A 23,659-nucleotide genomic window follows, 5' to 3' on the forward strand; every position below is an offset into this window, starting at 1 on the left:
ATTTAAAACCATGTATAGATGGTGTGTTTTAGTATGTAGTGCTCTGTTTTTATGGTCGTGTTTTGGCAAAAAAAACGATAAAGACAATCCTATACTTGGTGATGAACTTGTAACTTTTATTGTTAAGGGCTTGCCTGAAAGTCATGATTTTAACAATGATTTGTTTATTTCAGGCAATTTTGAAGGTTGGTCAGGTGGGCGCAATCTATTTAAACTTAAAAAATTACGGAATCAGTATCAAATTACAGTACCAAAATACAAGGAACACATTAGTTTTAAGTTCACCAAAGGCGATTGGAATTCAGTAGAATGCGCGTCAGATGGTAATCCCATAGAAAATAGGGTTTATTCCTTTAATAAATTAAATGATACTGTAAATATCCATATAGTGAATTGGCAGGATTCGGGACATGTTAATTCTTCTACAGCGGCTGCAAATGTCACTGTGTTTGCTGAAAATTATAACATACCTCAATTAAAAAGAACGCGAAAAATTACTGTGTATTTACCTCCAAATTATGAAAGTTCAACCAATTACTACCCTGTGTTATATCTGCAAGACGGACAAAATGTTTTTGATATAAAAACATCTTATAGTGGGGAATGGGAAGTTGACGAAACCCTTAATAAATTATATGAAAAATTGGGTTTTGGTTTAATTGTGGTGGCTGTCGATCATGGAAATGATAAAAGACTGAGTGAGTATGCCCCTTGGGATGCAGAACGTCATGGAAAAGGTGAGGCTAAAGGCTATTTAGATTTTTTAGTAAATACACTTAAGTCAGAAATAGATCATACATTTCGAACAAAATCAAATCCTGAAAACACCGCTATTATAGGAGCTTCAATGGGTGGTTTGTTTGCACATTATGCAGCGTTTGAAAGACCCGGTGTGTTTGGTAAATCGGCTGTGTTTTCACCCTCGTTTTGGTATTTTAATCAGGTTTATGATTTTACAACCAAACGAGCTCATGCAGCTAACAAGTCTAAGGTGTATCTTTTAGGGGGTGGTAAAGAGTCTAGTGATATGGAGACCCATGTCACTAAAATGTATACGCTTTTAATTAACCAAGGTTTTAACAGGCAAAATCTAAAAATGAAAATAACTCCTGAAGGCACTCATAGTGAATCGTTTTGGAAAAATGAATTTGAAACAGCTATTAAATGGTTGTTCAATATGCCAGAAACCACCATGACATTTAAGCCGTATAGGGGCATTAATGTATCAAATGGGAGTTTAATGCGATTAGAGGGGTATACCTCAAAGTATATAGTGTCAAGACCTGTTGATGTTTGGCTTCCTGAAAACTATTCCGAAGATAAAAAATATGCGGTATTATATATGCATGATGGACAAATGCTTTTTGACCCCGCCAGTACTTGGAACAAACAAGCATGGAAAGTAGATAAGGTGGCTACAAAACTGTTGAATAAAGGGGTTGTAAAAGATTTTATTATAGTAGGCATCCATAATATAAAAAACTTGCGTTGGCAGGATTTATTTCCTCAGAAAGTCTTTAAAAACTTAAGCCCAGATATTCAAAAAAAGGCCTTGGCATTAAAAGCTGATCCCAACTCTGATAAAGCTTTACATGGTGATAACTATTTACGATTTATAGTTCAAGAACTCAAGCCACTTGTTGATGAACAATTTTCAACCTACACCAATCTTGAAAATACATTTGTAGCTGGATCAAGTATGGGTGGTTTAATGTCTATGTATGCTATCTGTGAGTATCCAAATGTATTTGGTGCGGCGGCATGTCTCTCAACGCATTGGCCTGGAGTAGTACCAGTTTCAGATACGTTTTCAACCGTGCCTCATGCCATTCTTAATTATATGGAAACGCATTTGCCCAATCCCAAAACCCATCGTCTGTATTTCGATTATGGCACAGAAACCCTTGATAAGCATTATCTGCAGTATGCTTTACAGGTTGAAAATATTTTAAAACCAAACGGCTATACCAAACCGCAATATGAAAATTTTAAGTTCCAGGGTGCAGATCATACAGAGAGCGCTTGGAACAAACGTTTACATATTCCATTAACATATTTATTAAAAAAGTAGATGAAATTAAGATTAGTTGTATTAGCCCTGTTTGTCTGTGTTTTTGGGTTTACTCAAAATGAAAATCGGGTATTTAAAAGCGCAAAGGTAAATCAAAATGAGGTTTTAGAGATTACTGTGAGTGATGGTACTTATTATGTTCAGTTTTACACACCAAAAATTGTAGAAACCACTTTTGTACCACTTTCAGAAACAAAAATTAAAAGCTCACATGCTGTTGTTATGAATCCTGAAAGGGTAAAGGTTGCCTTAGAGGAGTTTGAAAATAAACTTAGCTTTTCTTCAAAAGGCATACATGTTGCTATTCAAAAAGCACCCTTTCAAATCTCGTACCAGTATGAGGGAAAACCACTGCTTTCTGAAGAAGAAGGCTATGTGAAGACAGATGAGTTTGAAACCTTAGCCTTTAATTTGACAGACGATGAAGTATTGTATGGTGGCGGTGCCCGTGCCTTAGGTATGAATCGCCGAGGGTATCGCTTGCAGCTTTATAACCGCGCACACTATGGTTATGAAGATCACAGTGAACTCATGAATTTTACTTTACCCATTGTAATGTCTTCAAAACGATATATGGTTCATTTTGATAATGCGCCTATTGGATATTTAGATTTAGATAGTCATGACAACAATACCTTGACTTATGAAACCATTTCAGGAAGAAAGACCTACCAAATCATAGCGGGAGATTCCTGGTATGATATTACCAGTAGTTATACCAATCTTACAGGAAAACAACCCATGCTACCACGATGGGCTTTGGGGAATTTTTCTAGTCGATTTGGATATCATTCTCAAAAGGAAACAGAAATGACAATCCATAAGTTTAGAAAAGAAAAGATTCCCGTGGATGCTATTATTTTAGACTTGTATTGGTTTGGAAAAGATGTGCAAGGAACTATGGGAAATCTTGAAGTCTATAAAGATTCATTTCCTGATTTTGTTGGCATGGTAAGAAAGTTGAAACGAAACAATGTAAAAACCGTGGTTATTACAGAGCCTTTTGTTTTAACAACTTCTAAGCGATGGGATGATGCCGTGGCTAAAGAAGTTTTGGCAAAAGATTCGTTAGGGAATCCATACACCTATGACTTCTTTTTCGGGAATACGGGATTGATTGATATTTATAAACCCGAAGGCGAAAAATGGTTTTGGAATATTTATCGTGATGCTATCATTAGTAAAGGTGTAGAGGGTATTTGGGGTGATTTAGGAGAACCTGAGGTTCATCCGTCAGATTTACTTCATGCTACAGGAACGGCTGATGAGGTGCATAATATTTATGGAAGCGATTGGGCACGCCTAGTATTAGAAGGGTATCAAAGAGATTTCCCTGAAAAGCGTCCGTTTATACTCATGCGCGCTGGGTATTCTGGAGCACAGCGTTACGGTCTTGTGCCTTGGTCTGGTGATGTTAATAGAACTTGGGGAGGTTTACAAAGTCAACCAGAAATCGCTCTACAAATGAGTATGCAGGGCTTAGCCTATATGCATTCAGATTTGGGTGGATTTGCAGGCGCTAATCTAGATGATGAATTGTATACACGTTGGTTACAGTATGGTGTTTTTCAGCCTATATACAGACCACATGCTCAGGAAGAAGTGGCTAGTGAGCCTGTGTTTAGAAGTAACAGTGCTAAGGCTCTGGCTAAAGAAGCTATTGAATTACGGTATAAACTTTTGCCGTATAATTATAACTTGGTTTATGAAAATAACCAGTTTGGAAAACCACTCATGCGTCCGTTGTTTTTTGAAGAGCCTGATAATAAAGAACTTCAAGACTACTCAGAAACCTATTTGTGGGGACATGATTTTTTAGTGGCACCAATTTTAAAGCCAGGTCAGCAAGCGCAAAATGTTTATTTTCCTAAAAATAATACATGGTTTGATTTTTATACCAATACATTGTATAGCGGTGGACAAACCAAATCTATAGCAGTTCAAACAAGAAGCATTCCCACTTTTGTGCGAGCAGGCGCTTTTATTCCTATGGCATTACCAATGCAGAGTACAGAATCATATAATGCAAATACATTACAACTGCATTATTATCATGCCGATTCCGTTAAGAATAGCTCGAGAGCTTATTATAATGACGATGGAACAACACCTAATGCCTTTAAAAAAGGATTGTATGAAATAGTAACATATAAGGCAGCTTATTCAGGTGAGTTTTTAGAGTTTACATGGCATGCTGAAATCGGAAACGCTGAAAAAGCAAGTAAAAAGAAGTTAGAGTTTGTTGTGCATAATATTCAAAACGAACCAAAAGGCGTTTTTGTTGAAGGAGAAAAAAAGCGCTTTAAATGGAACGCCTCATCAAAAAGTTTGACGATGACATTGGTTTGGAAAACAAATGAAATAAAAGATATTCAAATAAAACTGTGAAAATGAAATTAGTAAAAATTATATTCGTAGTACTATTTAGCTGTTTCTTTGCTTGTAAGGAAACTAAAAATGAGTTGAACGTTAATACGAATTTAACAATGAAAGATGTTAAGAAAAAGGAAGTAGTCTATCAGGTTTTTACAAGATTATTCGGGAATACCAATACCACCAATAAACCTTGGGGCACTATTGAAGAAAATGGCGTTGGAAAGTTTAATGATTTTTCAATGAAAGCCTTAAAGGAAATTAAGAATTTAGGGGTTACTCATATTTGGTATACAGGTGTGCCACACCATGGGGTTATTAGAGATTATACTGCATATGGTATTTCAAATGATGATCCAGAGGTAGTAAAAGGAAGAGCTGGTTCACCTTATGCCGTAAAAGATTATTATAACGTAAATCCGGATTTAGCTGAGAATGTTGAAAACCGATTAGAAGAATTTCAAAGCTTAATAGAGCGTTCTCATAAAGCTGGTTTAAAGGTTATTATTGATATTGTGCCAAATCATGTGGCCAGAAATTATGCGAGTATTACGAAACCTAAAGGTGTAAAAGATTTTGGAGAAGATGATGATACTAGTGTGACTTATCATGTAGATAATAATTTTTACTACAATCCGGGCGAATCGTTTCAGTTGCCAGATTGGCACGATAACAATAAGCCCTTAGGTGGCGAAAAGCACCCTTTGATTGATGGTATATTTGAAGAGACGCCAGCTAAATGGACAGGCAATGGCTCGAGAGCCTCAAAACCAGATGTGAATGATTGGTACGAAACTATAAAAGTAAATTACGGGGTGTCTCCAGAAGGTCATAAAGATTTTGATACCTTACCAGAGGACTTTGATACTAAAGATTATAAAGCGCATTTTGAGTTTTGGAAAAATAAAAAAGTGCCGAATTCATGGATTAAATTTAGAGATATAGCACTGTATTGGGTTGCTAAGGGTGTTGATGGCTTTAGGTATGATATGGCTGAAATGGTACCTGTTGAATTTTGGAGTTTCATGAACTCGGCTATAAAAATGAAAAATCCAGAAGCCTTTTTACTGGCTGAAGTTTATAACCCGTGGTTATATAGAGACTATATAAGAAAAGGGAAAATGGATTATTTGTATGATAAAGTACAGCTTTATGATACGTTAAAACATGTCATGCAAGGTCATGGTAAAACCACTAATATTCCTCCAATTCTGAATGAGCTTGCTGATATTGAACATCATATGCTTCATTTTTTAGAAAATCATGACGAACAGCGTATTGCTAGTCCTGATTTTGCCGGTAATGCAGATAAAGGGAAACCAGCTATGGTGGTTTCTGCAACGTCTTCAACAGCGCCAACTATGATATATTTTGGTCAAGAAGTTGGTGAAGATGCTTCTGAAAATGCAGGGTTTGGTTCAGCAACCAGAACATCTATTTTTGATTATGTAGGTGTGCCAGCACATCAACGTTGGGTCAATGATAAAAAGTTTGATGGCGGTCAACTTACCAAAGAAGAAAAAGCGTTAAGAGATTTTTATAAACGATTACTAAACTTTACTATACATAGTGAAGCTTTGATGGGCAACTATGCCGATATTCAATTGTTTAATGAGCACTACACTGAGTGGTATAATGACAAAGTATTGTCTTTTGTGAGGTGGAGCGAAGATGAAAAATTAATTATTATTTCAAATTTTGACACTCATGATACATTCGGATTTGAATTAGGCTTACCAGAGGAAATTGTACAGGAGTGGCAGTTGACAGATGGTAAATATGTTCTAAAAGACCAACTTTATAAAACGTACACATCAACGTTAAAAGTTACAGGGAATCAGGCACGTGTTCGTATAGATATTAAACCGCTTGAGTCATTTATTCTTAAGCTGAGCAAATAATATGAAACGAGCTAAAATCTTCTTAGTATTATTAGGTGTTTTTATGCTTTTTAGCTGTCAACACAAGGCGCCTAAGCCAAAAATACAGCCTTTTATTTGGGAAGGCGCAAATGTCTATTTTTTATTAACCGATCGCTTTAATAATGGAGATGCGTCTAATGATGTGAACTTTAATAGAACGGACTCCACGGCTGTTTTGCGAGGTTTTGAAGGAGGCGATCTAAAAGGGGTCATTCAAAAAATAAAAGAGGGTTATTTTTCAGATTTAGGAATCAATGCTATTTGGATGACGCCTTTAGTAGAACAAATTCAAGGCGGAACAGATGAAGGCACAGGGTTAAGTTATGGGTTTCATGGCTACTGGGCAAGTGATTGGACAAGCCTTGATCCTAATTTTGGAACCAAAGAAGATTTACATGAATTGATTGATGTGGCTCATCAGCAAGGTATCAGGGTATTACTTGATGCAGTTATAAACCATACAGGACCCGTTACAGATCAAGATTCGGTGTGGCCTAATGAATGGGTACGCACCGAACCTACCTGTAATTATGAAACGTACGAAAGTACAGTAACCTGTACTTTGGTAGAAAACCTTCCAGATATTAGAACCGAAAGTAATGAAGCTGTAAACTTACCGCCGCAATTATTAGAAAAATGGAAAAAGGAAGGTAGATATGAGGAAGAACTAGAAGAGCTAGATGCTTTTTTTAAAAGGACGGGATACCCAAAGGCGCCAAGATTTTATATAATGAAATGGCTGTCTGATTATATTGTAGAGTTTGGCATTGATGGGTATAGGGTAGATACCGTTAAGCACACAGAAGATTATGTTTGGCAGGAGTTTAAAAAAGTATGTGATGCGGCGTTTGCAACATTCAAAAACAATCATCCAGAGGGTGTGCTAGATGATAATGAGTTTTTTCTTGTTGGCGAGGTTTACAACTATAACTTAAGTGATAAAAAAGCCTTTAATAATGGAGGTAAACGCATCAATTACTACGATAATGCCTTTAACAGCCTGATTAATTTTGAATTGAAATGGAAGGCGGCACAAGAAACAACGGCACATGTGTTTCAAAATTATTCAGATGTGTTACATGGCGACTTAAAAGGGTATACGGTGTTAAATTATTTAAGTTCTCATGACGATGGTTCCCCTTATGACGCTAAAAGAGAGAAACCTTATGAGTCCGCTATAAAACTATTGTTATGTCCAGGAATGTCGCAAGTTTACTACGGAGATGAGTCGGCAAGAGTGTTAGACGTTGAAGGTGCAAAAGGTGATGCAAAACTGCGTTCCTTCATGAATTGGGAGGCTATAAAGCAAGACGCTGAAACCAAACAAATACTGCAGCACTGGCAAAAACTGGGTAAGTTTAGAGCCAATCATCCAGCGGTTGGAGCAGGTATTCATAATGAATTAAGTAAGGATCCGTTTATTTTTTCAAGACAATTTTCAAAAGATAACTATAATGATTTAGTCTTGATTGGTTTAGGAATGGCTAAAGGTGAAAAGGAAGTTAATATTTCAGATGTGTTTAAACAGGGTGATGTGTTACGCGATGCCTATTCTGGAGTTGAGGTTACTGTTGATGATGACAAAATACGTTTAAATACACCATTTAACCTGATACTTTTAGAGCGTATTTAGTTTTTTGGTCTTTGAAAAAATTAAAAGAGAAAGGATTTTTCGATGAGGAAAGTCCTTTTTTTTTATGTAACAAATGCCATGTTAAGAAGTCGTACAAATATCGACTAACCCAATATTTACTAAATTTGTATTACAAGCAATTACATAACATGGATATCAACGAGTGTATTGAATCACCTTTAGAATTGAAAATAAGCTTCAAAAAACTGTTTGAAGCGTATGAGGTGTTGTTAAAAAGTGACGATGTGTTCGTAAAATCTAAGGCGAAACGTATTTTAGATATAGCACAGGTTTACCCTGAGTTAAAGGCAGGTTTTAGAGATGTAACTATTTTAAAAACAAGAAAGAAAGAAATAGAAATCATCTTACAAGATACTTTCTCTCCCTTATTAACAAAAAATGAGATAAAAGCGGCATCAGTGCCGTTTCATAATTTTGTGTTTAATAGTTCAGAGCGTTTTAAAAGTATTATAAGTCAAGCAGGTGATGGCTATGAACTTGAGATGAAAAGCTTACCAAATGATGAGTTATATATTATTGCTTGTACCGTAATTCTTAATGTGTGTTACGGGTATAATATAACGTTTAAAAGACCTTTTTATTACGAAATACCTGATGCCAATGGTGTGCTTCAGTATTATAAAATTTTATATAATGCCGATTTCTGTGAGATCGTAGCTACAAATGAGGCAAAGAAAATAACCAAGGAGGATTATTTTGAGTTACTTGATAATTTTGAAAATATAGAACTTTGGAAGGAAAAGTTTCCGCCAAACAGCTACCAGTTTAATGGGTTTGTTATTTCTAATATGTTTAGTGTAACTGATGATCAAGCTATTTCTCAAATCAAGTCGTATTTAATCGATGAAGATAGCAGCGACGAAGAACATTTTATGAATGAATTTGAAGAAGTGTTTCGTTCGCTTTTTGGTTTTAGAGATTTAAACATTGGTTTTTGCTTATATTCAAAGGAAGAAGGCATTTTTGAAGATCTTAATATCTACAATATAAAAAGTTTTCTGCTCCAAGACAAAGAACTCTTAGGATGTACCGAGGCGCTTTGTGATTGGTCATATAACAGAATTATAAATCAGCAGAAATTCTATTCTATATCAGACATAAAAGAGCAGCATAAAATAAGTAAAGGGCGTGCGCCACATATTAATGCCTTGCACAAACAAGGTTTTGGAAGTGCTATTTTAGTGCCCATATCAAATGAAGAAGGACTTATGGGGCTTCTTGAGTTAGTTTCAACAGAACCGAAACGCTTAAATAGTGTTAATGCCAATAAGTTGAATGATGTTATGCCTTTTATATCGGCTGCTTTTGAGCGCTCAATAAAAGCAAAAGAAAATTTAATTGAAGCTGTAATTCAGCAGGAATGTACCTCTATTCACACTAGTGTTTATTGGAAATTTGTTGATGCTGCTAAACAGTTTCTTAAAGATAAAGCAACATTAGGTAAAAAAGCATCTTTCCAGTCTGTTGTTTTTGAAAATGTATATCCGCTTTACGGACAAATTGATGTAAAGGGGTCTTCTGAGGCAAGGAATTTAGCAACACAAAAAGACCTGCTGCTTCAATTATCGTTATTAGAGAAAATCATGAAGGATATTGTAGATCATGAGGCATTGCCTATTTATGAGCAATTACAATTTCAGCTAAACCAATATAGTAAAGAATTGAAAACCAATTTTAAAGTAGATAGTGAACACACTGTAGTTGCTTTCTTGAAAAAGGAAATAGATCCGTTACTTAAATTTCAGCTTGGAAAAAATGTAAAATTGAAGCCTGAAATAGAAGATTATATGAGTAAGCTAGATGAAGATTTAGGCTTAATTTATTTTTATAGAAAAAACTACGACGAAACCATCATGCGGATAAATAAAAACATGTCTGCCCTTTTAGATGAAAAACAGATAGAGGCTCAAACCATGTATCCGCATTATTTTGAACGTTACAAAACAGATGGTGTTGAGCATAATATGTACATTGGTGAAAGTATAACCAAAAGAGATGGTTTTAATCAAGTGTATCTTTATAATTTAAGGCTTTGGCAGCTTCAGGTGATGTGTGAAATGGAAAATGAATACTATAACACACAGCACAAATATCCAATATCTTTAGATGTAGCGTCCATGATTTTAGTGTTTAATCAGCCACTATCCATTAGGTTTAGAATGGATGAAAAGCAGTTTGACGTTGATGGTACCTATAACGCGCGATATGAAATAGTAAAAAAGCGGGTAGATAAGGCTTTCATAAAAAACACAGAAGAGCGTGTAACACAAAAAGGTAAAATTACTATTGTGTATTCACAAAAGGCAGATGAACAAGAGTATTTAAGGTATGTGGAGTTTTTACAATCAAAACATTATTTAGATGATGATGTTGAAATTGTTGAACTTCAAGATCTTCAAGGTGTAACAGGATTAAAGGCTATTCGGGTAAGTGTACTGTATCATAGAGAAGAAGATGACAATAAATCTTTTTACACTTATGAAGACCTTATGAAAGAATTAAAACATTAAAGGTTGTAAACTTTTATGTTATTCTGTGTTAATGGTTGAAAATTATCAGATATAGGAGATTCTTCGGGTAAAACATCTTTTAATTCAGCACCGTTCTTTTTTAAAGCAATTCCAAAGGCAATAACAGATATTATCATGCCAATCATAAAAATGGTATACGTATAACGCAATATTCTGTACTTACGTTCTAAAACCTTACCTAAAAAGTACAAGTCTTTAGTGAGTGAATTATACACATAGTCTTTGTCTTGAATGAGTTCTTTAACAGCCCATTCAAACTCATTCAATTTCATTTTATGAAAGTTTCCAAAAAAAGTGAGGTTTACATCTTTATTAGCAACATCTTCTTTTGTGAACTCTCCGCTTGTTACATTAGGTCTTGTTGCTATGATGGAAAGCACCATAGATACAACGCAAGAAAAAGTAAAAATAGCTGTTGGGTATATCAGGTAAGTGTTTGAATCTAGTTTTGAAATTAAGTTAGATAAAACCAAGGATATAATAATAGCATTAACAGAAAGTAAAATATTGGCTTTGGTATCTGCAATATCACTTAGTTTTGTGTGATTTCTTAGTGCTACACGGTAAAAGGTTTGAATACCACGTTCGGGGCTTTCATTTTTGTATTGTGCTTTATACTTTGCCTTTATCTCTTCTTTTTTTAGTCTACTTTTCTTTTTCTTTTTTGATTTTAAAAGTTTGGCAAGGTTTTTTTCTTTTGTGGGCTGCCAATTTTTAAGGGCATAGTCTGTAAAATACTCGTGTTTTTTAGTGAGTACGTTTATGTTCTCATTAAGCCATTCTGTAGGGGTATAATTTGCAATGCCTTGAATTTCTAGTTCTTTTCTTAAAAACTCACTGGCTTCAGGAAAATATTTTTTTCCAAAATGAGAGGCATCAGCATCTCGCATGATTTTACCAAGTTCACTGTCTGGAACCCCCTTAAACTTGGTGGCTAAAATGCATTGTGCTACCTTGTCAATTAACGGTTTGTCTGCTTTTTGTTCTTCTAAAAATTTGGAGGCTATTTTAACACTTTCAGCTTCATGTTCTTCTATGGTTTTTGTGTAGCCTGTATCGTGAAGTAATGCGGCTAGCTCAAGAGCCTCAGCATCCTCTTTACTAATATCGGTGTTTTCAATAATCTCTCGAACACTTTTTACCACTCTTTGGGTATGCGTAAGATTGTGATAAATAAAAGAAGCATCGAGTTCGTTTTTAAACAGGTCAAACACGAAACGTTCTGTATTTTCAATCAATTTGGACATAAATAGTAGTTTATTTGGTACACATGGTCTAAAATATAACAAAATTATCAGAATTCATACTTTATGCTAAGTCATAAGGAATTTGGAAAAATAACGACTACTTTTACTATTCAAGATATTTAGGTATATTATATCTGTAATAATTTTAGTTATGTTAACTTGGAAAGATATTGTAAGATTTTCAGTAAATGGTAATGCAGAACCAGACCAACGGGTTGAAAAATCTCCTGCACAATGGAAGGCAATATTAACGCCAGAACAGTTTAGAATTACAAGGCTAAAGGGTACTGAACGCCCGCATACAGGCGCTTTGTGTTCTACCTATGATGCTGGGAAATATAATTGTATATGTTGTGATACACCTTTGTTTGATTCTAGTATAAAGTTTGGGTCAGGTACAGGTTGGCCAAGCTTTACACAACCTATAAAAGAAAACGCTATTAAATATGAAAAAGACAATTCTTATGGGATGATGCGTGTTGAAGTGATGTGTAATAGTTGTGATGCACATTTAGGGCATGTGTTTCCTGATGGACCTGAACCTAGCGGGTTGCGTTATTGTATTAATTCAAGTGCGTTGCGTTTAATAAAGGAAGATAAAGATGAGTAACAAGGTGCAAGCCACTTTTGGAGGCGGTTGTTTTTGGTGTACTGAAGCCGTTTTTCAAGAGGTAAAAGGTGTAAATAGTGTGGTTTCTGGATATTCGGGAGGTCAAGTACCAGGGCATCCCACATATAAAGAGGTTTGTTCTGGTTTAACGGGACACGCTGAGGTTGTTCAGATTACCTTTTGTCCAGACGTGATTTCATATTATGATCTTTTAGTAATTTTTATGACAACACATGACCCTACAACCTTAAACAGACAGGGTGCCGATAAAGGTACGCAGTACAGATCGGTGATTTTTTATCATGATAATGAACAAAAAGCCGTGGCTGAACATGTTCTTGAAGAGCTGAAACCTCATTTTAATGAGCCTATTGTAACAGAAATTAGTCCTCTAGAGGTTTTTTATGAAGCTGAAGATTATCATCAAAATTACTACCTAAATAATCAAACACAGGGGTATTGTAGTTTTGTTATTACACCAAAACTTGCAAAGCTTAGAAGCATGCACGCCGAAAAATTACAATCATGAAACTAAATATAAAAGATAAGTTTAATTTAGAGTTGCCTGCTGATACACATCTTGAAAATTCGAGGCGGCAGGTTTTTAATGCTTGTTTTTCATATGTAACACCAAAAAAAACGACAAGGCCAGAGTTGATTCATGTGGCACCTGAAATGCTTGAAAACTTAGGGATATCCAAAGAAGATAGTACGTCTAATCTGTTTTTAAAGGTGTTTTCTGGAAATGAAATATGGCCAAATACAAGGCCTTATGCGATGTGCTATGGCGGACATCAATTTGGAAATTGGGCAGGACAACTAGGTGACGGACGAGCTATTAATTTATTTGAAGTAGCACATGAAGCAAAAAGCTGGATGTTGCAGTTAAAGGGGGCAGGAGAAACACCGTATTCTCGCTCTGCAGATGGCTTGGCCGTATTGCGTTCTTCCATTCGAGAGTATTTGTGTAGTGAAGCCATGTATCATTTAGGGGTGCCAACAACTAGAGCATTGTCATTGGTTTTGTCTGGTGATCGGGTTTTGAGAGATGTGATGTATGATGGCAATCCAACCTATGAAAAAGGAGCTATTGTTTGTAGAGTAGCACCATCATTTTTACGTTTTGGAAACTATCAAATTTTTGCTGCAAGACAGGATGTTGAAAATTTGAGAACCTTGGTAGATTATACTATAAAGCACCATTTTTCACATTTAGGAATACCTAATAAAGAAACGTATTTGAAGTTTTTTAATGAGGTTACCCAACGCACGTTAGGTATGATTATACATTGGCAGCGTGTTGGGTTTGTTCATGGAGTTATGAATACCGATAATATGTCGGTTTTAGGCTTAACCATAGATTATGGGCCGTATGGTTGGCTAGAAGGCTTTGATTTTGGTTGGACACCCAATACTACAGATAGTCAGTATAAAAGATACCGATATGGTAATCAGCCTAACATAGGGTTGTGGAATTTGTTGCAGTTAGCCAATGCCCTATATCCATTAATTGAAGATGCTCCAGCATTGGAGGCTATTCTAAATCAATATAAGGTTGATTTTGAAGACGCTTCCTTGAAGATGATGCGGGAAAAATTAGGACTGCAAGTAGAAAGAACAAAAGATAAACTATTAGTTCAAGATTTAGAGGATATTTTGTGTCTCACAGAAACAGATATGACGATTTTTTTTAGATGTTTAGGACGTTTCAAAAAGTGTAATCCACATGAAGGGTTACCGCTCATAGAAGAAGCATTTTACACTCCTAAAGAACTTTCTCATGAGGTTAAAACAAGATGGTCAGCGTGGTTTGAGGCCTATGCTAACCGTTTGCTGGAGGAGTCTGTTTCAGATGAAGCAAGGGCTAAGGGTATGAATAAAGTGAATCCTAAGTACGTTTTAAGAAATTACATGGCGCAGTTAGCTATTGATGAAGCCGATAAAGGGAATTACGCGTTAATAGATGAGTTGTTTCAATTATTAAAGTATCCTTATGATGAGCAGTATAAACAGGAAAAATGGTTTGCGAAACGACCTGAGTGGGCCAGACATAAGGTGGGCTGTTCTATGCTTTCGTGTAGTTCATAAACGTTGTATTACAACAAAGTGCCATAGTATGATGCTATTTGTTTTAAATAAAAAAATAGAATATATTTCTAAGTAGAAATTAATAAAACATGCCATTGAAAAAAACTATACTTATTGTCATTTTAGTCTTTCTTTTTCATGCCTGTGCCACTTATACGGCTCAATATGCAGATGAAAATCATGCCGAAACAAAATTGCCTCAAAAAGAAGTTGATAAAGTGTTTTATTTAGTAGGCGATGCAGGAAAATCACTCATGGGAGGCATGTCAAAAGCATTAACGGCGTTTAATGCTTACATAAAAGAAAAAAAGACAAAAGACGACTATACTCTTTTTTTAGGAGATAATATTTACCCAGCTGGACTGCCTAAAAAACATGAAAAAGGAAGAGCTGAGGCTGAAAACGCCCTCAAAGCTCAGGCTAATGCGGTCAGCAAATTTAAAGGAAATGTTGTTTTTATTCCAGGGAATCATGATTGGTATGCTGGTGGTGTTCAGGGTCTTCGGCGCGAAGAAAAATATGTAGATAATCTTTTAGGTAAAAATACGTTTCAGCCCGAACACGGTTGCCCTTTAGAGAGTATTGACGTGAGCGAGAGTATTCAACTTCTCATCATTGATACCCAATGGTATTTAGAGAACTGGAATAATCACCCCACAATAAATGACGCATGTGAAATAAAAACTAGAGAACGCTTTTTTGAAGAAGTAGAAGGAGAACTAAAAAAGGCTCAGCATAAAACGATTGTTTTTGCTATGCATCATCCTATGTATACCAATGGGTCTCACGGTGGAAAATATGCGGCTGAAAAACACCTTTACCCATTTCAGAATAAAATACCGTTACCCGGCATAGGCTCATTAATTACTCAAATAAGAACACAAGGAGGTGTGTCCGTTCAAGACAGATATAATGAACGCTATCATAGGCTTATGAATAGGTTAGAAACATTAACGCTTGATACCGATAATGTTATTTTTGTTTCTGGGCATGAGCACACCCTTCAGTATATTGAAAACAAAGGCATAAAACAGATTGTATCGGGATCAGGTGCCAAAGAATCTTTTGCCGAAATTGGTGAAAATGGATTGTTTTCGTCGGGAGAACAGGGTTTTGCTGAGTTGACTATTTTTAAGGACGGTAGTAGTTGGGTGCGTTTTTTTGGTGCTGAAAATGGAAATCCTAAGGAGTTGTTTACTACTGAAGTCTATCCACCAAAGTTACATTATGATGTGTCACATTTGCCAGAGAGTTTTCCTCAGGAAATAGAAGTGTCTGTATATTCAAAAGAAGAAACTGAAGCGTCTGGTTTTTTTGAATCAGTTTGGGGAGATCATTACAGAGCGGTGTACAGTACAAAAATTAAGGCGAAAGTAGCGACGCTTGATACGCTTTATGGCGGACTGGAAATTGTTAGAAAAGGAGGAGGCCATCAAACACGGTCATTACGTTTAAAAACTCAAGATGGTAGAGAGTTAAATATGCGGGCGCTTAGAAAAAGTGCTACCCAATATCTGCAAGCGGTACTGTTTAAAAACACCTATATTCAGGATGAATTTGAAAGAACCGCCGTTGAAGGTTTGATTTTAGATTTTTATACAGCAGCACATCCCTATGCATTTACAGTAGTTCCAGATTTATCTGATGCAGCCAAAATATACCATACCAATCCGAAATTATATTTTATTCCTAAGCATAAATATTTAGGGGAATACAATGAAGAATATGGTGGTGAATTATATATGATTGAAGAACGCCCCGAGGAAAACTATGCAGACGACAGAAATTTTGGTTTCGCTGATGATATTGAAAGCACTCATGATATTATTGAAAAGACACGTGAAGATGAAAAACATAAAATTGATGAACACACCTTTATTAGGGCGCGTTTGTTTGATATGCTTATAGGCGACTGGGATAGGCATCAAGATCAATGGCGATGGGCTCAATTTGATCAAGACAATGGCGATAAGTATTATAAGGCTGTACCGCGTGATAGAGATCAGGTGTTTTCAAATTTTGATGGTGCCTTGTTAGATGTTATGCGTATTATTTCTGGTTCTACAAAACAACTTCAGGTGTATGATGAGGAACTAAAGCATATTGATTGGATGAACAGTGCTGGAATAAAATTAGATAGAGTTTTAATTCAGCAAGCAGGTGAAGATATTTGGATACAAGAAGCAAAATTTTTGCAGGATAATATAACTGATGAAGTTATTGAAAAAGCATTTTCAAAAGTACCCAAAGCAGTGCAAGACGAAACATTAGAAGAGATAAAAACAAAACTAACGGGAAGAAAAGCCAATCTTCAAACTATTGCCAGCAGATATTATAATTATTTAAATAAGTTGGTAATATTAACAGGTACAGATAAAGATGATTATATAGAAATTAAACGAACAAGAAACAAAGAAACGCATGTCAAAATATCAAGAATTATTGATGGTGAAAAAGGAGAGATTATTGTTGATAGAACCTTTAATCGTGATATTACAAAAGAAATTTGGATTTATGGTTTAGATGATAAAGATGTTTTTGAAGTTTCAGGAAAAGGTGATAACCCCATTTTTATAAGACTTATAGGGGGCCAAGAAAATGATTCATACATCATAAAAAAAGGAAGAAAAATTAAGGTATATGATCATGAGAGTAAACCCAATACCGTGGTTGAAAATAAAGGTGCAAAGATACGGTTTACTGATGTTTATAATTTGAATCTATTTGATTTCAACAAGCATATCGTTAAAACAAATTTGATAACGCCGGCTATAGGATTTAATCCTGATGATGGGTTTTTGCTAGGGGTCTCCTATGTGTCTACTACCAAAGGATTTCAGCGCAATCCATTTTCACAACAACATCGATTTAAGGGCGGATATTTTTTTGCAACAGAAGGCTTTGCTTTAAAGTATGATGGTGAATTTGCAAATATTATGAATGATTGGAATTTGCATATTGGGGGGCAATATACCACTGAAAATTTCGCAAACAACTTTTTTGGTTACGGGAATGAAACGAGTAATGACGCTGATGATTTAGATTATAACAGAGTAAAAACGAGTATTTATGGCCTGAAAGCAGGAATACTAAAAAAAGGAAATTTTGGTAGTGATTATGGTGTTCGGGCTATTTTTGAAGGCATAAGAATAGATGATACAGAAGATAGGTTTATTACTGAAGAGTTTGTTCCACCAACAAATGAAGCATTTTATGATAGGCGTTATTTTGGAGGTTTAGAGGCTGACTTTCATTATGCAAGTTTTGATGACGTATTAAATCCCTCAAAAGGGATGACATTTAAGTTAGAGCTTGGAGGAAAAACAGAGTTTAAGGAAACTAAAAACACCTATGGTTATCTTAATGCAGATATGGGGTTTTATAATGCATTATCTGAAAACAGGAAGTTTGTTTTGAAAACCGATATAAGAACCCAATTAAGATTTGGATCAGATCTAGTGTTTTATCAAGCGGCCAACATTGGAGGAAATAATGGGCTAAGAGGATTTAGAACAGAACGGTTTACAGGAAAAAATTCCTTGGTAGGAAGCGCCGATTTACGTTATAGTTTTCCTCAATTTAAAACCAGTGTATTACCTTTACAAATAGGATTGTTTACAGGAACCGATGTTGGTAGAGTTTGGTTACGGGGTGATTCTTCCAAAAAATGGCATAATGATTACGGTGGTGGTTTTTGGGTGACAGCCGCAGATAGTTTGTCCGGAACATTTAATTTTTTTAATAGCTCAGAAGGCTTTCGGTTTTCTTTTGGCTTTGGGCTAAAATTTTAAAATATGCTAGATACATTGTTTTCTAAATTGTACAAAAATAGATTTGAACTTTTTTTTACAGGACAGTTACTTATCCTTTTTGGAGCTTTGTTGGTTCCAAGAGAGGTTTATGGAACGTTTCTTATGCCTACTCTGTTTCTGTTTAGTATAGTTTCAGGGATTATTTTGATAGGGAAAAAGAAGTTTTATGCGCGTATATTTATTGCTATATTTTTTCTGTCATTAATTTTATTTGCTGTTGAACTGGCTAATGATAGTGAGAAAAATATCGTGTCTTTAATTAGATTTGCGGCTTATTTTGTTTTCTATATTATTGCTACTGTTGAGGTTATTTCTCAGGTTTGGAATGCCAAGTTTGTAAATAAAAATGTAGTGGTAGGGCTAATGAGTGGTTATGTGTCTTTGGGGTTGCTTGCCTTTTTTATTTTTGCAAGCATTGAGTTATCATACCCCGGAGCATTTCAAGGTTCTATAATTGATGATACCAGTTTGACAAGTAAAGGAGATACCTTACTTTATTTTGGATTCATTACCTTGTTAACTATTGGTTATGGCGATGTAGTTCCCATGATTCCAGTGGCGCAAAAGGCAACCATATTAGTGGGGCTTTGTGGGCAATTTTATATGGTTATAATTACTGCTGTTGTGGTTCAAAAATTTATGTCACATCGGGAAATGAAGCCGCCTATATAATTAGTGACTGACTAATATTTTGTTTTTAGCTTTATCATCTTACCTGCTCTTAAAACGGTGATTTCAAACGAAGTATTATAATCAATGGTATTAAAAAGGTCTGCCAATTTTAGTAAGGCTTCATCAGTAATGTCAAATGGAATATCGTTAAACGCTAAAATAATATCGCCTCCTACAATAAGTTTTTGGTTGCCTATAACAACTTCTGTGTCGCCTTCTATCACTCCCATTTTTCCAAAAATTGAAGATAAAACAACACGTTGTACCAATAAACCACTTTTTTGAGGGAGGTTAAAAAGTTTGGCTTCTTTTCCTGTTAAGGCGTGAAAATCGGCACCAAACCAAGGCATTTTATTGTTTAATAGCAATTTTTGAGCTAGGTTACTACTACAAGCAAAACCTATACCGTTTGAACCTCCTGATACTGTAGTAATATGGCTAACAATACCTATAACCTCGCCTTTCATATTGAACATAGGTCCTCCCGAATTCCCTTGATTTATGGCCGCATCTGTTTGAATAAACTCGGTGTCGGTAAAGGGGTTTGTTCCTGTTTTTTGTCGTTTAAAGCCACTGATATAGCCTGAAGACAATGAAAATCCAACCCCCAAGGGTACTCCAATAGTAAAGACCTGCTGACCAATTTTCATCTTATCGGAGTCTCCAAATTTTACAAGGGTAGGATTAGCTTTAGGTTCTGTTAATCCAATTAATGCAATATCTGCACTTTTAAAAGAGGTGATAACTTTGCCAGCTATGGTGGTACCATCAGAAAATTGAACAAAAATGTTTTGAGGAGCTCTTACCACATGGGCAGCCGTTACAACCAGTTGGTCTGTAACCATAAAACCCGAGCCTAATCCTTTGTTTGAAACACGTTGAAAATCATTGTTTTCAGTAGTTACAATGGTGTTTTCTTCGGTAATAATAGCCACAACAGAAGCACTTACTTTTTCATAAACTCCTGAGATGTCTTGAGCTGTTGTAATGTTAACGCAGAAAATAATTACAATGAGGTTATGTATAAATTTGTTCATGTTTTTAGGTTGTTTAAATCACAAAGTTAAGATTTATATTAGGAAAACCACTGAATTAAGAGTTCTTATAAAGCTGAAATAAATAGAATATTAACCACCTAAAATTCGCTTTGTGTTACCTCAATACTATTTTAAGTCGTTTTAATGGTTGTTTGGTTCAATTCACTTATAATCTAACAGATTTCAAAGTTATAGCATACTAAATTTGGGTATCCAAAATCAGGTTTGGTGTTATATAAATTTAAACATAAAAGTATGAAAGCGATAAAAACATTAATAGAAAAACAATTTTCAGTAGATTGGGAACATATTGAAGAATTAGAATTAGATGAGTCAAAAAGAGTATATTCTCAAAATGACTACAACGAATTTTCTATGTTATTTATATAGATTTAAGTAGCATAGTACAAACTGCCAAAATGATTTTTCGTTTTGGCAGTTTTTTTATGCTTGTGTTTTAAGTGTTTATAGTTTTATATGTTGCTAAATGATGTGAAATTTTGTATTTCAAATAACTGTCAGTGAGTAAAATAGATGCTTCACTGAGCCTTTAGGACGGTTCACCTAGAAACAGGGCTAGTAGGTTGAAATGAGGCTATACATTTGTGTCAGAAGTAATAACTAATAAAAATAAATAGTATGAAAAAAATGTTCAAAACAGGAGTTAGTTTATTGGTAGTTTTAGTATTGACAAGTACTACACTAAGCGCAAATAACAAATTTGATAAACCAGAATCTAAAGTGTTACCAGTTAGTGATATTAAGGTATATGAATTAGATGAAGAGGTGAATTTAGGGTTTGATACTACGGCATATTTACCTTCGGAGTTTAATTATTTTGAGGGGTTAAATCAGCATGAAATCAATCAAGCTGCAAATGCTATTCTTTTTGATTGGGAAGATATGTCCACGCATGCTTTAGAAGTTGATGATATTGAGGTGTATGAGGTTGAAGAGGTTTCAGAATTAGAGTTTGATACTTTAGAATATTTACCGGCAGACTTTAATTATTTTGAGGGTCTGAGCAAGGATGAAGAATTAGAAATAGAGGGCAGTTTGATTTATGAAATGGTTTTTGGAGAAGACCCTATAGCAACTGTTGAAGAAGTAGAACAGATAGGTTTTTATAGAGCTAAACATTCTATGTAAGGTATCCCAGCCCCTTGTGATGATTAATAGCAAGCTTTGAATTGAGACTATCTTCTAGGGGCGAGATAGTCTCTTTTCGTTTTAATGAATAATCGTTTTAAAATTGTAACTTTGGTTTTTTCGTGTTTAAATAAGTATACTATTATTTTGAAGTTTAAAAAAGCCAAACAATACTTGCTTATTGGTATTGCCGTACTAATATCTTTTCTTATCAATTTGCCTAGGTTTTTGGGATCGTACGAGGTTATTGAGAGGTTGTCAAATCCCTTTTCGGAGGTTACCGTTAAAGATATTATTTTAAGAACACTTTTTTTAATTCTATATACTTGGTTTATACTTCAAGTTAATGCAAACTGGAAATTACTCTATTCAAAAATTAATGTATATCTCAAAAACATAATTTGGGTTTTTTCAAACGTTTTTATCTACCTTATTGGGGTTTATTTGTTAATTTATTTTAGAGCTACCTTTACAGGCGAGTATTTAAGTGAACTAAATATAACCTTGATTTATATTGTTTATGCCGTTATCACCTTACTGGGTATATTTATAGCTAGAATTATACGGTATCAAATGGAGCATCAAGGTTACTTGGCCGAAAAAGAAATACTAAAACAGCAAAGTTTACGAAATGAATTAGATGCACTTAAAAATCAAATTAATCCTCATTTTTTATTCAATTCTTTAAATTCTTTAAATTCTTTAATAAGAGAAAATAAACAGGCTACAACCTTTGTGAATAAATTATCTTTTCTGTATCGCTATATTTTACAGAGTGAGAGTGGCCAGTTAGCAACTTTAAAAGAAGAATTGAAGTTTTTAGAAAGCTATATCTACCTCATAAAAACACGATATAGAAACAGATTTGATATTGATATAACACTCAATGAGTCGGTGATGGAGAAAAAGATAGCTACCTTGGCTTTGCAATTACTTGTTGAAAACGCTATAAAGCACAATGAGATTTCAGAAACAAATCCATTATTAGTGAAGGTGTATGCAAAAGATGATTATATTGTTGTTGAGAATACAGTAAGACCCAGAACAACGTTTGTTGATAGCACAGGTAATGGCCTGCCTAATTTAGATAAACGCTACCAGATTCTGTTCAAAGAAAATATTGTTGTAAGCCACGAAAACCAAACATTTAAAGTGAAACTACCTCTAAAATAAATTATATGAAAGTTGTTATTGTTGAAGATGAGATTGCTGCTAGTGAAAATCTTACGTATCTCATAAATAGTATTGACTCAAATATTGAGATTGTCAAGGTTTTAGATTCTGTAAAAGCGTCTGTTGCATTTTTTGCAACCAAACCTCAGGTAGATTTGGTATTTATGGATATTCATTTGGCCGATGGTATTTCTTTTGAAATTTTTGATCAAATAACATTAAACCTTCCAGTGGTATTTACAACGGCTTATGACCAATATGCTATGAAAGCTTTTAAGGTAAATAGTATTGATTATTTACTCAAACCTATAAGTGAAGAAGATCTTAGCGAGGCTATAAATCAGTTCAAAGCTCAACAAAAACAAGAAGCTACACTTGATGAAAGCCAGATAAGGGGTATCATGCAATTAATTCAATCAAAAAATAAAACATACAAGTCTACTTATTTAGTGCATCATCGTGATGAATTAGTTCCCTTAAAAACAGAAGATATAGCTTATTTTTATATTGAAACAGGTATTGTAAAAGCCGTTACCAACACCAATAAACCTTATATTATCGACAAAAAGCTTGAGGATATTGAAAACGAACTGGATCCCGAGTATTTTCATAGAATCAATAGGCAATTTGTAGTTAATAAAAATGCTGTAGTAAATATTAAATTTTATTTTAATGGTAAACTTATTTTAAATGTAAATCCATCATTTAAGGAACGCATAGTGGTAAGTAAAGCTAAGGCATCAGAGGTTAAAAACTGGATGAATATGTAAGTTGTAAAACTTCAGGAGAAATTAAGAACGGTTCACTAATCTATTTAGGCGGTTGGATTTCTATTTTGTTTTATTTTAAGTGATGCACAGTAATTTTGGTGTATAATAACAAACAAAACAAAAAACAATGCAAACTTTAAAAACACTTAACGTATTAATCTTATTGTTAGCTACTTCATTTATTAGTGCTCAAAATTTAACCCCAAAACAACAGGAAAGACAAGAAAACAAAGTGTATTTTCTGACTCCTGAGGAACGAGATGAGATTCAATTATGGTTTTATCAGGCCAAACAAAAAATGAATATTGATGCCGATACTTTAGCCGAATATGAGGCCATAGTGAATATGTACACGTCAAAGATGGGGCGTTTAAATGATAAAGATGTTAATTATTCAAATGACGAAATGCAAGAAGCATTTGAAAATTACATAGAAAGGTTAAACGCGAGTGCTAAAGAGTTACTTAATGATGAGCAGTATAGCTTGCACGAAAATAATGCTAAGGTATATAAAAGTTATATACTCCTTCGATTAAATAAAGATGCCTAA

17 protein-coding genes are annotated in these 23,659 nt (G+C 34.7%); 15 read left to right on the forward strand and 2 right to left on the reverse strand.

The window, feature by feature from the left end:
* Window positions 1-10: 10 nt before the first annotated feature.
* From KFZ70_RS07240 to KFZ70_RS07260, 5 genes are all read left to right on the forward strand, one after another.
* Window positions 11-2,071: an alpha/beta hydrolase gene (locus KFZ70_RS07240; RefSeq protein ID WP_139695617.1), complete on the forward strand. Its 2,061-nt coding sequence runs from the start codon at window positions 11-13 to the stop codon at window positions 2,069-2,071.
* On the forward strand, window positions 2,072-4,459 hold the full coding sequence (locus KFZ70_RS07245) for a TIM-barrel domain-containing protein (protein WP_139695615.1): 2,388 nt from the start codon (window positions 2,072-2,074) through the stop codon (window positions 4,457-4,459).
* Between the two features lie 2 nt (window positions 4,460-4,461).
* Window positions 4,462-6,345 (forward strand): alpha-amylase family glycosyl hydrolase, encoded by a 1,884-nt coding sequence (locus KFZ70_RS07250; RefSeq protein ID WP_139695613.1) that lies wholly within the window; start codon window positions 4,462-4,464, stop codon window positions 6,343-6,345.
* 1 nt (window position 6,346) lies between these two features.
* On the forward strand, window positions 6,347-7,999 hold the full coding sequence (locus tag KFZ70_RS07255; protein WP_139695611.1) for an alpha-amylase family glycosyl hydrolase: 1,653 nt from the start codon (window positions 6,347-6,349) through the stop codon (window positions 7,997-7,999).
* A 149-nt stretch (window positions 8,000-8,148) separates the two neighbouring features.
* Window positions 8,149-10,530 carry a GAF domain-containing protein gene (locus KFZ70_RS07260; protein ID WP_139695609.1) on the forward strand — a complete coding sequence of 794 codons (2,382 nt, stop codon included), beginning with the start codon at window positions 8,149-8,151 and terminating at the stop codon, window positions 10,528-10,530.
* Here KFZ70_RS07260 and KFZ70_RS07265 read toward each other — a convergent pair.
* Window positions 10,527-11,798: a Pycsar system effector family protein gene (locus KFZ70_RS07265; protein WP_139695607.1), complete on the reverse strand. Its 1,272-nt coding sequence runs from the start codon at window positions 11,796-11,798 to the stop codon at window positions 10,527-10,529. The two genes, KFZ70_RS07260 and KFZ70_RS07265, sit on opposite strands and share 4 nt — an antisense overlap.
* 151 nt (window positions 11,799-11,949) lie before the next feature.
* Here KFZ70_RS07265 and msrB point away from each other — a divergent pair, with 151 nt between their 5' ends.
* From msrB to KFZ70_RS07290, 5 genes are all read left to right on the forward strand, one after another.
* Window positions 11,950-12,408: a peptide-methionine (R)-S-oxide reductase MsrB gene (gene msrB / locus KFZ70_RS07270; protein ID WP_139695605.1), complete on the forward strand. Its 459-nt coding sequence runs from the start codon at window positions 11,950-11,952 to the stop codon at window positions 12,406-12,408.
* On the forward strand, window positions 12,401-12,937 hold the full coding sequence (gene msrA, locus KFZ70_RS07275; RefSeq protein WP_139695603.1) for a peptide-methionine (S)-S-oxide reductase MsrA: 537 nt from the start codon (window positions 12,401-12,403) through the stop codon (window positions 12,935-12,937). Before msrB ends, msrA begins: the two co-directional genes overlap by 8 nt.
* Window positions 12,934-14,496, forward strand: a complete 1,563-nt coding sequence (locus tag KFZ70_RS07280; protein WP_139695601.1) for a YdiU family protein — start codon at window positions 12,934-12,936, stop codon at window positions 14,494-14,496. The genes msrA and KFZ70_RS07280 overlap by 4 nt, the downstream gene beginning before the upstream one ends.
* Before the next feature lie 89 nt (window positions 14,497-14,585).
* Entirely contained in the window at window positions 14,586-18,287 is a 3,702-nt protein-coding gene (locus KFZ70_RS07285) for a metallophosphoesterase (protein ID WP_139695599.1), read from the forward strand.
* A 3-nt stretch (window positions 18,288-18,290) separates the two neighbouring features.
* The gene (locus KFZ70_RS07290) at window positions 18,291-18,980 is read left to right on the forward strand and encodes an ion channel (RefSeq protein WP_139695597.1); all 690 of its coding nucleotides are present in this window, start codon (window positions 18,291-18,293) and stop codon (window positions 18,978-18,980) included.
* Window positions 18,981-18,991: 11 nt separating this feature from the next.
* Here KFZ70_RS07290 and KFZ70_RS07295 read toward each other — a convergent pair whose 3' ends face one another.
* Complete coding sequence (locus tag KFZ70_RS07295; RefSeq protein ID WP_139695595.1) at window positions 18,992-20,017, reverse strand: S1C family serine protease; 1,026 nt, start codon at window positions 20,015-20,017, stop codon at window positions 18,992-18,994.
* 255 nt (window positions 20,018-20,272) lie between these two features.
* On the opposite strand from KFZ70_RS07295, the gene KFZ70_RS07300 reads away from it, so the two are divergent.
* The 5 genes from KFZ70_RS07300 (at window position 20,273) to KFZ70_RS07320 (ending at window position 23,659) form a co-directional block, all read left to right on the forward strand.
* Window positions 20,273-20,407: a hypothetical protein gene (locus KFZ70_RS07300; RefSeq protein WP_262709369.1), complete on the forward strand. Its 135-nt coding sequence runs from the start codon at window positions 20,273-20,275 to the stop codon at window positions 20,405-20,407.
* 249 nt (window positions 20,408-20,656) lie between these two features.
* Window positions 20,657-21,166, forward strand: a complete 510-nt coding sequence (locus KFZ70_RS07305) for a hypothetical protein (RefSeq protein WP_139695593.1) — start codon at window positions 20,657-20,659, stop codon at window positions 21,164-21,166.
* A gap of 147 nt (window positions 21,167-21,313) precedes the next feature.
* Entirely contained in the window at window positions 21,314-22,339 is a 1,026-nt protein-coding gene (locus tag KFZ70_RS07310; protein WP_158293182.1) for a sensor histidine kinase, read from the forward strand.
* Window positions 22,340-22,344: 5 nt separating this feature from the next.
* Window positions 22,345-23,109, forward strand: a complete 765-nt coding sequence (locus KFZ70_RS07315) for a LytTR family DNA-binding domain-containing protein (RefSeq protein ID WP_139695589.1) — start codon at window positions 22,345-22,347, stop codon at window positions 23,107-23,109.
* Between the two features lie 127 nt (window positions 23,110-23,236).
* Window positions 23,237-23,659 (forward strand): hypothetical protein, encoded by a 423-nt coding sequence (locus KFZ70_RS07320; protein WP_139695587.1) that lies wholly within the window; start codon window positions 23,237-23,239, stop codon window positions 23,657-23,659.

Source organism: Allotamlana fucoidanivorans, assembly GCF_045788535.1.
In the GTDB taxonomy this organism is placed as follows: Bacteria; Bacteroidota; Bacteroidia; order Flavobacteriales; family Flavobacteriaceae; genus Allotamlana; species Allotamlana fucoidanivorans.

Coding starts and splice junctions, on each gene's coding strand:
- KFZ70_RS07240 (WP_139695617.1), top strand. CDS start 11: ATGTATAGATGGTGTGTTTTAGTATGTAGTGCTCTGTTTTTATGGTCG.
- KFZ70_RS07245 (WP_139695615.1), top strand. CDS start 2,072: ATGAAATTAAGATTAGTTGTATTAGCCCTGTTTGTCTGTGTTTTTGGG.
- KFZ70_RS07250 (WP_139695613.1), top strand. CDS start 4,462: ATGAAATTAGTAAAAATTATATTCGTAGTACTATTTAGCTGTTTCTTT.
- KFZ70_RS07255 (WP_139695611.1), top strand. CDS start 6,347: ATGAAACGAGCTAAAATCTTCTTAGTATTATTAGGTGTTTTTATGCTT.
- KFZ70_RS07260 (WP_139695609.1), top strand. CDS start 8,149: ATGGATATCAACGAGTGTATTGAATCACCTTTAGAATTGAAAATAAGC.
- KFZ70_RS07265 (WP_139695607.1), bottom strand. CDS start 11,798: ATGTCCAAATTGATTGAAAATACAGAACGTTTCGTGTTTGACCTGTTT.
- msrB (WP_139695605.1), top strand. CDS start 11,950: ATGTTAACTTGGAAAGATATTGTAAGATTTTCAGTAAATGGTAATGCA.
- msrA (WP_139695603.1), top strand. CDS start 12,401: ATGAGTAACAAGGTGCAAGCCACTTTTGGAGGCGGTTGTTTTTGGTGT.
- KFZ70_RS07280 (WP_139695601.1), top strand. CDS start 12,934: ATGAAACTAAATATAAAAGATAAGTTTAATTTAGAGTTGCCTGCTGAT.
- KFZ70_RS07285 (WP_139695599.1), top strand. CDS start 14,586: ATGCCATTGAAAAAAACTATACTTATTGTCATTTTAGTCTTTCTTTTT.
- KFZ70_RS07290 (WP_139695597.1), top strand. CDS start 18,291: ATGCTAGATACATTGTTTTCTAAATTGTACAAAAATAGATTTGAACTT.
- KFZ70_RS07295 (WP_139695595.1), bottom strand. CDS start 20,017: ATGAACAAATTTATACATAACCTCATTGTAATTATTTTCTGCGTTAAC.
- KFZ70_RS07300 (WP_262709369.1), top strand. CDS start 20,273: ATGAAAGCGATAAAAACATTAATAGAAAAACAATTTTCAGTAGATTGG.
- KFZ70_RS07305 (WP_139695593.1), top strand. CDS start 20,657: ATGAAAAAAATGTTCAAAACAGGAGTTAGTTTATTGGTAGTTTTAGTA.
- KFZ70_RS07315 (WP_139695589.1), top strand. CDS start 22,345: ATGAAAGTTGTTATTGTTGAAGATGAGATTGCTGCTAGTGAAAATCTT.
- KFZ70_RS07320 (WP_139695587.1), top strand. CDS start 23,237: ATGCAAACTTTAAAAACACTTAACGTATTAATCTTATTGTTAGCTACT.